Origin of the sequence: Streptomyces sp. NRRL WC-3549, from assembly GCF_000721935.1 — a bacterium.
Classification (GTDB): domain Bacteria; phylum Actinomycetota; class Actinomycetes; order Streptomycetales; family Streptomycetaceae; genus Streptomyces.
Genome location: NZ_KL585381.1, coordinates 223,030 through 234,341 on the forward strand (window position 1 = coordinate 223,030; position 11,312 = coordinate 234,341).

8 protein-coding genes, 1 tRNA gene and 1 pseudogene are annotated in these 11,312 nt (G+C 69.8%); 9 read left to right on the top strand and 1 reads right to left on the bottom strand.

What is annotated here, in order from left to right; translation table 11 throughout:
* The first annotated feature begins 15 nt into the window (after positions 1-15).
* The 7 genes and pseudogenes from gnd (at position 16) to IH13_RS0101300 (ending at position 8,589) form a co-directional block, all read left to right on the top strand.
* On the top strand, positions 16-894 hold the full coding sequence (gnd, locus tag IH13_RS0101270; RefSeq protein ID WP_031080277.1) for a phosphogluconate dehydrogenase (NAD(+)-dependent, decarboxylating): 879 nt from the start codon (positions 16-18) through the stop codon (positions 892-894).
* 52 nt (positions 895-946) lie between these two features.
* Positions 947-2,073: pseudogene (gene recF, locus IH13_RS36485) on the top strand (DNA replication/repair protein RecF).
* Entirely contained in the window at positions 2,070-2,642 is a 573-nt protein-coding gene (locus IH13_RS0101280; RefSeq protein ID WP_037840636.1) for a DciA family protein, read from the top strand. The pseudogene recF and the gene IH13_RS0101280 overlap by 4 nt, the downstream one beginning before the upstream one ends.
* Positions 2,643-3,008: 366 nt before the next feature.
* A complete protein-coding gene (gene gyrB, locus IH13_RS0101285; RefSeq protein WP_031080280.1) occupies positions 3,009-5,078 on the top strand; it encodes a DNA topoisomerase (ATP-hydrolyzing) subunit B in 2,070 nt (689 codons plus the stop codon).
* Positions 5,079-5,124: 46 nt separating this feature from the next.
* Positions 5,125-7,740, top strand: coding sequence for a DNA gyrase subunit A (gene gyrA / locus IH13_RS0101290; RefSeq protein ID WP_031080282.1), 2,616 nt, complete (start codon positions 5,125-5,127; stop codon positions 7,738-7,740).
* A gap of 93 nt (positions 7,741-7,833) precedes the next feature.
* Entirely contained in the window at positions 7,834-8,433 is a 600-nt protein-coding gene (locus IH13_RS0101295) for a DUF3566 domain-containing protein (RefSeq protein ID WP_031080284.1), read from the top strand.
* 79 nt (positions 8,434-8,512) lie between these two features.
* A tRNA-Ile gene (locus IH13_RS0101300) sits at positions 8,513-8,589 on the top strand.
* A gap of 287 nt (positions 8,590-8,876) precedes the next feature.
* Here the strand turns inward: IH13_RS0101300 and IH13_RS0101305 are convergent.
* On the bottom strand, positions 8,877-9,236 hold the full coding sequence (locus IH13_RS0101305; RefSeq protein WP_031080285.1) for a DUF6344 domain-containing protein: 360 nt from the start codon (positions 9,234-9,236) through the stop codon (positions 8,877-8,879).
* 283 nt (positions 9,237-9,519) lie between these two features.
* Here IH13_RS0101305 and IH13_RS40295 point away from each other — a divergent pair, with 283 nt between their 5' ends.
* Together IH13_RS40295 and IH13_RS0101315 are read left to right on the top strand one after the other, a co-directional pair.
* Positions 9,520-9,654, top strand: a complete 135-nt coding sequence (locus IH13_RS40295) for a DLW-39 family protein (protein ID WP_003958712.1) — start codon at positions 9,520-9,522, stop codon at positions 9,652-9,654.
* Between the two features lie 371 nt (positions 9,655-10,025).
* Positions 10,026-11,312 (top strand): hypothetical protein (locus IH13_RS0101315; protein WP_063837383.1); only part of this gene is annotated, 1,287 nt, incomplete at its 3' end.

Sequence of the window (11,312 nt, forward strand, 5' to 3'; positions counted from 1 at the left end):
CTTAAGGAATCTCTGATGGAGCTCGGTCTCGTCGGTCTCGGCAAGATGGGCGGCAACATGCGCGAGCGCATCCGCCGCGCAGGCCACACCGTCATCGGATACGACCGCAATCCGGACGTCGCCGATGTCCACAGCCTCGAAGAGCTCGTGGGCAGGCTCAAGGGCCCGCGCGTCGTGTGGGTGATGGTCCCGGCCGGTGCCGCGACCCAGTCCACCATCGACGAGCTGGCCGAGCTGCTCTCCCCGGGCGACGTCGTGGTGGACGGCGGGAACTCCCGCTGGACCGACGACGAGAAGCACGCCGTCGAGCTGGGCATCAAGGACATCGGGTTCGTGGACTGCGGCGTCTCCGGTGGCGTCTGGGGCCTGGAGAACGGCTACGCCCTGATGTACGGCGGCACCGAGGAGAACGTCGCCAAGGTCCAGCCGGTCTTCGACGCGCTGAAGCCGGAGGGCGACTTCGGTTCCGTCCACGCGGGCAAGGTCGGCGCCGGCCACTTCGCCAAGATGGTCCACAACGGCATCGAGTACGCCATGATGCAGGCGTACGCCGAGGGCTGGGAGCTGCTGGAGAAGGTCGACTCCGTCACGGACGTGCGCGAGGTCTTCCGCTCCTGGCAGGAGGGCACGGTCATCCGCTCCTGGCTGCTGGACCTGGCGGTCAACGCGCTGGACGACGACGAGCACCTGGACAAGCTGCGCGGTTTCGCCGCGGACTCGGGCGAGGGCCGGTGGACGGTCGAGGCGGCCATCGACAACGCGGTGCCGCTGCCCGCGATCACGGCGTCCCTGTTCGCGCGCTTCGCGTCGCGCCAGGACGACTCCCCGCAGATGAAGATGATCGCCGCGCTGCGCAACCAGTTCGGCGGCCACGCGGTCGAGAACAAGAAGTAGTCACACCAGCACACGCAGAGCACGAAGCAGGAAAGCGGGAAGGCCGGCGACCATGCACGTCACGCATCTCTCGCTGGCCGACTTCCGCTCGTACGCCCGGGCCGAGGTCCCTCTCGACCCGGGCGTCACCGTGTTCGTGGGGGCCAACGGCCAGGGCAAGACCAATCTGGTGGAGGCCGTCGGCTACCTCGCGACGCTCGGCAGCCACCGGGTCTCCTCCGACGCCCCGCTGGTGCGGATGGGCGCGGAGCGCGCCGTCGTCCGGGCCGCGGTCACCCAGGGCGAGCGCTCGCAGCTGATCGAGCTGGAGCTCAACCCGGGCCGCGCCAACCGGGCACGCGTCAACCGGTCCTCCCAGGTCAGGCCCCGTGACGTCCTGGGGATAGTCAGGACCGTGCTGTTCGCCCCGGAGGACCTGGCCCTGGTGAAGGGTGACCCGGGGGAGCGCCGCCGGTTCCTCGACGAGCTGGTCACCGCACGTTCCCCGCGCATGGCGGGCGTCCGGTCCGACTACGAGCGGGTGCTGAAGCAGCGCAACACCCTGCTGAAGTCCACGGCGATGGCCCGCCGGCACGGCGGACGGTCGATGGACCTGTCCACCCTCGACGTATGGGACCAGCACCTCGCCCGGGTCGGCGCCGAGCTGCTCGTCCAGCGGCTGGACCTGATCGCGACCCTGCAGCCGCTGGCCGACAAGGCGTACGCGGACGTCGCCCCGGGCGGCGGCCCGGTGGCGCTGGACTACCGCAGCTCCGTCGGACCCGAGGGGGCGGCCTCCCGTAGCCGCGAGGAGCTGTACGAGCAGGTGATGGCGGCGCTCGCCGGGGCCCGCAAGCAGGAGATCGAGCGGGGCGTGACGCTGGTGGGCCCGCACCGGGACGACCTGGTGCTGGGGCTGCGCGGCATGCCCGCCAAGGGGTACGCGAGCCACGGTGAGTCCTGGTCGTACGCGCTGGCGCTTCGGCTGGCCTCGTACGACCTGCTGCGCGGCGAGGGCAACGAGCCGGTGCTGATCCTGGACGACGTGTTCGCCGAGCTCGACACCCGCCGCCGCGAGCGGCCGAGCTGGTGGCCCCCGGCGAGCAGGTGCTGGTGACGGCGGCGGTGGACGACGACGTCCCCGGGGTCCTGTCGGGTACGCGGTATGCGGTGTCCGAGGGCGCGGTGGAGCGGCTGTGAGCGGTCCGTCCGAGGCCCCACGCGGGCCGGCCGGGCCCGCGTCCCCAGGGGGGAAGGAGCCCGAGCTGTCGGGTGTCGACCTGGCGCGGGTCGCGCTGCGGGCGGCGAAGGAGCAGGCCCGGGCCCGGGGCACGGCCGCGCAACAGCGAAATCAGGCCAGACGCGGGGGCGGCCTGCGGTCGGGAGCCCGGTCCGACGGGCGTGACCCGCTGGCGCTGGGCTCGGCGATCAACCGGCTGATCACGGAGCGCGGCTGGGAGACGCCGGCCGCGGTGGGCGGTGTGATGGGCCGGTGGCCGCAGATCGTCGGGGACGACCTCGCCAAGCACTGTGTGCCGGTGCGCTATGACGAGGATCCGCAGGAGCGGGTCCTCACGGTGAGCTGCGATTCCACGGCGTGGGCGACGCAGCTGCGGTTGCTCGCCCCGCAGCTGGTGGCGCGGCTGAACACCGATCTGGGCCACGGCACGGTGCGCGTGATCAAGGTGCTGGGTCCCGGAGGCCCGCAGCGGGGTTTCGGCCCGCTGCGGGCCCCCGGCAGCCGGGGACCGGGCGACACCTACGGCTGACCTGCGCGTTTCCCTCTCCGTCGCCCCGTCTCCCGTACCGCCACGGGCTCCGGGACCCCCGGTGTTCCGCCGGGATGTGTGGTCTGCGCCGGTTCGCACCGGCCGACGCCGGTGAGGCGTCCCTCACCGTAGCGGGAGGTTGACAGCCCGAAGCGCTCAATGCCTGCGTGAGCCTCCCGGGCCCCCATCCTGAATATGGGGAGTCGTCAGCCGGTCATTCAGGGCGGCACATGCGTACTCAGGTACCGGCAAACCCCCATTCATGTCAGCGCTACCGGTAGACTGGGCACACAATCCCGCTTCGTGCGGGAGTCGTCGATACAAGCCGAACGACGCAGCCGCTCCCGCCTGCCCGGAGAACGGCCTGTGCTGTGCCAGAAAGGGCGCTTCGTGGCCGATTCCGGCAACCCCAACGAGAACATTCCGTCCACAGCCGGTGCGCAGAGCGAGGACTCCCCCTCGTACGACGCCAGCGCGATCACGGTCCTCGAGGGCCTGGACGCGGTCCGCAAGCGACCCGGTATGTACATCGGTTCCACCGGTGAGCGCGGCCTCCACCACCTCGTGCAAGAGGTTGTCGACAACTCGGTCGACGAGGCGATGGCCGGCCACGCGGACACCATCGATGTGACGATCCTGGCCGACGGCGGCGTACGCGTGGTCGACAACGGCCGCGGTATCCCGGTCGGCATCGTGCCGTCCGAGGGCAAGCCGGCCGTCGAGGTCGTGCTGACCGTCCTGCACGCCGGCGGCAAGTTCGGCGGCGGCGGTTACGCCGTCTCCGGCGGTCTGCATGGTGTGGGCGTGTCCGTCGTCAACGCCCTGTCCACACGGGTGTCCGTGGAGGTCAAGACGGACGGCTACCGCTGGACCCAGGACTACAGGCTCGGTGTCCCGACAGCCCCGCTGGCCCGTCACGAGGCCACGGAGGAGACCGGTACGACCGTCACGTTCTGGGCGGACGGGGACATCTTCGAGACCACCGACTACTCCTTCGAGACCCTCTCGCGCCGCTTCCAGGAGATGGCGTTCCTGAACAAGGGCCTCACCCTCCGGCTCACCGACGAGCGCGCGTCGGCCAGGGCGACGGCCGGCGCGGACAGCGCCGAGGCGGTCGAGGTACCGGAGGAGGAGTCGACGCGTTCGGTCACGTACCACTACGAGAACGGCATCGTCGACTTCGTCAAGTACCTCAACTCCCGCAAGGGCGAGGTCATCCACCAGTCGGTGATCGACATCGAGTCGGAGGACAAGGAGCGCCTCCTCTCGGTCGAGATCGCCATGCAGTGGAACACCCAGTACACCGAGGGCGTCTACTCCTTCGCCAACGCGATCCACACGCACGAGGGCGGTACGCACGAGGAGGGCTTCCGTGCGGCGCTGACCTCGCTGGTCAACCGGTACGCGCGCGACAAGAAGCTGCTGCGCGAGAAGGACGACAACCTCACCGGTGAGGACGTCCGCGAGGGTCTGACGGCGATCATCTCGGTGAAGCTGGGCGAGCCGCAGTTCGAGGGCCAGACCAAGACCAAGCTGGGCAACACGGAGGCCAAGACCTTCGTGCAGAAGGTCGTCCACGAGCAGCTGACGGACTGGTTCGACCGGAACCCGAACGAGGCCGCGGACATCATCCGCAAGGGCATCGCCGCGTCGACCGCCCGGGTGGCTGCCCGCAAGGCGCGCGACCTGACCCGTCGCAAGGGGCTCCTGGAGAGCGCCTCGCTGCCGGGCAAGCTGAGTGACTGCCAGTCCAACGACCCGACGAAGTGCGAGATCTTCATCGTCGAGGGTGACTCCGCCGGTGGTTCGGCGAAGTCCGGCCGCAACCCGATGTACCAGGCGATCCTGCCGATCCGCGGCAAGATCCTCAACGTCGAGAAGGCCCGGGTCGACAAGATCCTCCAGAACACCGAGGTCCAGGCGCTCATCTCGGCGTTCGGTACCGGTGTCCACGAGGACTTCGACATCGAGAAGCTCCGCTATCACAAGATCATCCTGATGGCGGACGCCGACGTCGACGGCCAGCACATCAACACCCTGCTGCTGACGTTCCTCTTCCGCTTCATGCGCCCGCTGGTCGAGGCGGGGCACGTGTACCTCTCGCGGCCGCCGCTCTACAAGATCAAGTGGGGCCGCGACGACTTCGAGTACGCCTACTCCGACCGCGAGCGCGACGCCCTGGTGGCCCTCGGCAAGCAGAACGGCAAGCGGATCAGGGAAGACTCGATCCAGCGCTTCAAGGGTCTCGGTGAGATGAACGCCGAGGAGCTGCGCGTCACCACGATGGACATCGACCACCGTGTGCTGGGTCAGGTCACGCTGGACGACGCGGCGCAGGCGGACGACCTGTTCTCCGTGCTGATGGGCGAGGACGTCGAGGCGCGGCGCTCGTTCATCCAGCGCAACGCCAAGGACGTCCGCTTCCTCGACATCTGAGTCGGCCGTACCAGCCAGCCGCAGCCCGAAAGGATTTTGACCAGTAATGGCCGACGAGAACTCCCCTGTGATGCCTGAAGAGGTGCCCGCCGTTCCGGGCGTGGGCATGCGTGTCGAGCCCGTGGGGCTCGAGACGGAGATGCAGCGCTCCTACCTCGACTACGCGATGTCCGTCATCGTCTCGCGTGCGCTGCCCGACGTGCGGGACGGCCTCAAGCCCGTCCACCGCCGGGTCCTGTACGCGATGTACGACGGGGGTTACCGGCCCGAGAAGGGCTTCTACAAGTGCGCCCGCGTCGTCGGCGACGTCATGGGTACGTACCACCCGCACGGCGACTCCTCGATCTACGACGCACTGGTGCGGCTGGCGCAGCCGTGGTCGATGCGGATGCCGCTGGTGGACTCCAACGGCAACTTCGGTTCCCCGGGCAACGACCCGGCCGCGGCCATGCGGTACACCGAGTGCAAGATGATGCCGCTGTCCATGGAGATGGTCCGGGACATCGACGAGGAGACCGTCGACTTCCAGGACAACTACGACGGCCGGAACCAGGAGCCGACGGTTCTGCCGGCGCGGTTCCCGAACCTCCTGGTGAACGGTTCCGCGGGCATCGCGGTCGGCATGGCGACCAACATCCCGCCGCACAACCTGCGCGAGGTCGCCGCGGGCGCCCAGTGGTACCTGGAGCACCCGGAGGCCGCCCCCGACGAGCTCCTGGACGCCCTGATCGAGCGGATCAAGGGCCCGGACTTCCCGACGGGCGCGCTGGTCGTGGGCCGCAACGGGATCGAGGACGCCTACCGCACGGGCCGCGGCTCGATCACGATGCGGGCGGTCGTCGCGGTCGAGGAGATCCAGAACAGGCAGTGCCTGGTCGTCACGGAGCTGCCGTACCAGACCAACCCCGACAACCTCGCGCAGAAGATCGCCGACCTGGTGAAGGACGGCAGGATCGGCGGGATCGCGGACGTCCGCGACGAGACGTCCTCGCGTACCGGCCAGCGCCTGGTCGTCGTGCTCAAGCGGGACGCGGTCGCCAAGGTCGTCCTGAACAACCTCTACAAGCACACCGACCTGCAGACGAACTTCGGCGCGAACATGCTGGCGCTGGTCGACGGTGTGCCGCGCACCCTGTCGATCGACGCGTTCATCCGGCACTGGGTGACCCACCAGATCGAGGTCATCGTCCGGCGCACGCGCTTCCGGCTGCGCAAGGCGGAGGAGCGGGCGCACATCCTGCGCGGCCTCCTCAAGGCGCTCGACGCGATCGAGGAGGTCATCGCCCTCATCCGCCGCAGCAACACGGTGGAGATCGCGCGTGAGGGCCTGATGGGCCTGCTGGAGATCGACGAGATCCAGGCCAACGCGATCCTGGAGATGCAGCTGCGCCGGCTGGCCGCGCTGGAGCACCAGAAGATCACCGCGGAGCACGACGAACTCCAGGCGAAGATCGACCAGTACAACGCGATCCTGGCCTCGCCGGAGCTCCAGCGGAAGATCGTCAGCGAGGAACTGGCGGCGCTCGTCGACAAGTTCGGCGACGACCGGCGTTCCAAGCTGGTGCCCTTCGAGGGCGACATGTCCGTCGAGGACCTGATCGCCGAGGAGGACATCGTCGTCACGATCAGTCGTGGCGGCTATGTGAAGCGCACCAAGACGGACGACTACCGCTCGCAGAAGCGGGGCGGCAAGGGCGTGCGGGGCACGAAGCTCAGGGAAGACGACATCGTCGACCACTTCTTCGTGTCGACGACCCACCACTGGCTGCTGTTCTTCACGAACAAGGGCCGGGTCTACCGGGCCAAGGCCTACGAGCTTCCGGACGCCGGCCGGGACGCGCGCGGCCAGCACGTCGCGAACCTGCTGGCGTTCCAGCCGGACGAGCAGATCGCGCAGATCCTGGCCGTCCGCGACTACGAGGCGGCGCCCTACCTGGTCCTGGCGACCAAGGGCGGTCTGGTGAAGAAGACGTCGCTGAAGGATTACGATTCGCCTCGTTCCGGTGGTGTCATCGCGATCAACCTCCGGGAGACGGAGAGCGGCGCGGACGACGAACTCATCGGTGCGGAGCTGGTGTCGGCGGAGGACGACCTGCTGCTCATCAGCAGGAAGGCCCAGTCGATCCGGTTCACGGCGACGGACGACGCGCTGCGTCCGATGGGCCGTGCGACGTCCGGGGTGAAGGGCATGAGTTTCCGCGAAGGCGACGAACTGCTCTCGATGAATGTCGTCCGGCCCGGTACGTTCGTCTTCACGGCCACCGACGGCGGGTACGCGAAGCGGACCGCCGTGGACGACTACCGCGTCCAGGGCCGTGGCGGTCTGGGCATCAAGGCTGCCAAGATCGTCGAGGACCGGGGATCCCTCGTGGGCGCGCTGGTGGTGGAGGAGACGGACGAGATCCTCGCCATCACGCTCGGCGGTGGTGTGATCCGTACGCGAGTCAGTGAAGTCAGGGAGACGGGCCGTGACACCATGGGCGTCCAACTGATCAATCTGGGCAAGCGTGATGCCGTCGTGGGCATCGCGCGCAACGCCGAGGCGGGTCGTGAGGCCGAAGAGGTCGAGGGGACCGAAGGGGCCGAAGGCGACACGGTCGAGGCCCATGCCGAGAGCGTGGCCGAGGGCATGGAGCCTTCGGCCGGGGAGCACGAGGAGTAGAGCGTGAGTGGAGCCACGGGCGCCGGTCCGGCCGCTTCGGGAGCAGGCGCGAACGGTGCCCGTGGCCCTGCCACGGACTCCCAAGGGGGCACTGTGACGGACACTCGGGGACCTCAGCCCCAGTACGAGGGCTACGCGACCGGGCCACTGCCCGGCGAACGCGAGCCCGCAGCGGGCCAGGCGGGGCCCTACCACCCGCCGCAGGCGTACCCGACCCCCGTGGGCGGTACGCAGGGTGGCGTCGGCCCGCAGGGGGGCGCACGGGGCGCGGAGGGCGCGCAGGCGACCCGTCTGCCCCGGACGGGGGCGCGGACCACTCCGCGTACCCGCAAGGCCCGTCTGCGGGTGGCGAAGGCCGATCCGTGGTCGGTGATGAAGGTCAGCTTCCTGCTGTCCATCGCGCTGGGCATCTGCACGGTGGTCGCGTCGGCCGTCCTGTGGATGGTCATGGACGCCATGGGCGTCTTCGAGACGGTCGGCGGCACGATCAGCGAGGCCACCGGTTCGAACGAGAGCAACGGCTTCGATCTGCAGTCGTTCCTCTCGCTGCCGCGCGTCCTCATCTTCACCTCGGTCATCGCGGTGATCGACGTGGTGCTGGCCACCGCGCTGGCGACGCTGGGCTCGTTCATCTACAACCTGTCGGCCGGCTTCGTGGGCGGGGTCGAGCTGACTCTCGCCGAGGACGAGTAGGTCGCCGGGTAACCGATTTTGGGACTGGCCCCGACGTGCGCTAATCTTCAGAAGTCAGCGCGACGCACAACAGCGCGGCGGGGCTATAGCTCAGTTGGTTAGAGCGCATCCCTGATAAGGATGAGGCCACAGGTTCAAATCCTGTTAGCCCCACCAGCACGAAGGCCCCCACCGGTTCGGTGGGGGCCTTCGGCGTCTGCCGGGCCTTTCGTGCCACTCGGTGCCGGACGAGGGGCCCGTCCTTCTTGTACCGACCAAGAGAGCGGACCGCGCCTCGGCGGGGAGAGGGTTCGGCGCCACCGCGATCAGGGGGGCTTTCGCCGGGGCGGGCCCCCCGCCGTCGTCTCCTGTCTCCCAGGAGGGCGAGGCTCTCTCCGGGCATGAAGAAGGCCCCTGCCGGAGTGATCCGGTCCAGGGGCCTTGCGGAGTCAGCCGCGGGGCTCTCAGGGTGGCAGCGGGGTCGAGTCCCGGGCGGGTGCCGGACCGAGGGCGGCGAGGGCGCCGAGCGTCGTGCGGGCGGTGTTCACGGAGTCGGTGGTCAGCTGCCGGGTGGCGGGCGAGGAACCGTGCGCCTCGGCGCGGATGCGCTGCTTCATCGTGGGCGGCAGTGCCCTGTCACGCGGAAAAGTCCATCGCGCGGACGGGGCGGGCACGGTTGCCGGGGTCGCCGCCGTGTGCTCCTGGGGCGTGGCCGCCGGCTCCGTGGCCATGGCCGGGGCGGAGGCGAGGCCCAGCGACGCGAGAAGTGCGAAGAAGGCGGTGACGAAGGCGGTCCAGATGCTCTTGGCCTTGAAGCTGCTCATGGCCCCTCGCTTTCAGGTGGTCCGGTTTGCTTACCTTTCTGATGATGTGGATCCGGTCCGTGAATCGGGGTTCCGACGCCCGCGCTTCGCCGATCTTCCGATGAACACCACTCTTCTGGTGCAACCGGCTCCGGGAACCTGTTCCACGGGCCCCGCGCACCGCCGTGAGACCCCTTGAAACAGGTCGGTCACAGGGCCCCGGGCAGGTCACCGAACGGTATCGGCCGGTGTGTATAGTCGGGCGGCAGAAGTCCCTTACGTCAAGGAAAGACGAGGTCGCGCGGTGAAGAAGCTTCTCCTGGTCGCACTGGCCGCCATCGGCGGGCTCCTCGTGTACCGCCAGATCCAGGCGGATCGCGCCGAGCAGGATCTGTGGACGGAGGCGACCGACTCCGTGCCCGCAGGTTCGGGTGTGTGAGACGGAACAGTCTGAACACGGGCCCCGGTCGCTGAGCGGCCGGGGCCCTGTGCTGTCCGGTCTCCTGTTGCGGGACCGTGGGGAGCGTGCTCATGAGTTCGCCCCGGCACCTCATCCGCCGTGCGAGAGCGAGGCGCGGGCCGGACCCCCGGTGACCGGCGCGCTGATCCCGCCGCGGCGCGCGGTCCGTGGGGCCGGAGCCGGGCAGGAGCGGTGATTCACCTCCGCCCGCAGACAGCAGTGGTACGGGCGGGGCAGGATGGACCGGCATCGCGACCGCGGGCGCAGGGGGCGCCCTGGTCGTTCCGATCCGCGGGGCTCGTCCTACGCAGCCGGCGCCGGTCGGACAGGCAGACGACGAGGGGAAGCGCGTGAACAGGCAGCGCAGCAGGGGCCGGGTGGCGTCGGCGGCGGCCGCGGCGATGTGCGCGGCGGCGATGCTGCCGGGACAGGCGCTGGCGGCGACCGGCCCGGAGGCGTACGCCTTCGACCCGGCGGCGAAGACGGTGCGCGGCGCGGAGAGCAACTCCGAGGCCGAGGAGCTGACGCCGGGATCGGTCCACCGCAGCTCGATCAAGCCGGGCGAGAAGCTCTACTACCGCGTGGAGCTCGACGACAGGACCAACGCCTACGTCTCCGCGGTCGCCGTGCCGAAGGCCGGGCAGGTCGCGTACGGGGACGGCATCACCGTGGGCATCCGCAACCTGGACGACACCCGGTGCGGATCGGGGGACGCGTCCTTCGGGCCGGCGGAGTTCCCGCGTCCCATCGCCGCGTACGCCTCCCGGACGGTGGAGAAGGGCAGTACCGACCCGTGCGACGCGGCCGGCACCTACAACGTCCTGGTCGAGCGGGAGAGCAAGCCGACCTCGTCCCCCGCCGAATGGGACCTGGAGCTGCGCTTCACCTCCGAACCGGCGACGAAGTCCGGCCAGGCGCAGCCGACCGCGGCACCCGAGAACTGGCCGTCGGCCTCACCGGTCCCGCCCACGGGCCGGCGGAAGCGGTCCGGCGGCAGCAGCTACTACGAGGCCACCAGCCTGGAGACGGGCGTGTGGGCGGACACCGTCGCCCCGGGCCAGACGCGCTTCTACCGGGTGCCCGTGGACTGGGGCCAGCAGATCTTCGCGACGGCCGCGCTCAGCAACGACAACAAGTCCACCGAGTACCACGGCAACGCCTTGGCGGTGGCGCTCGACAACCCGGCGCTCGGGCACGTCGACGGCACCACCGCGTCGTACTCGGGGAAGCCGGTCTCGGTCTCCCTGAGGCCGCTTCCCCCGGTGGCGTACGAGAACCGCCACGCCTCCGCCTCGGCCGTCGGCGCCATGCGGTTCGCCGGCTGGTACTACCTGTCGGTGACGCTCGATCCGGCGGTCGCCGAGCACTACGGGGACGACCCCATCGGTCTGACCCTCAGGGTCAGCGTCCGCGGCGAGGCCCGCTCCGGGCCCTACGCCGGGAGCGCGGGGATCTTCGGGGTCACCGACGGGGACAGGGACATGGCCCGGAGCGGGCAGAGCGCCCCGCAGGCCGAGAGGAGCGGCACCATGACGACGGTGGCCGCCGCCGGGATCGGCACGGGGTCGGTGCTGGTGCTCGGACTGGGGGTGTGGACGCTGCTGGCCAGGCGCCGGCCCGCCGTTCCCGCGCCGGCA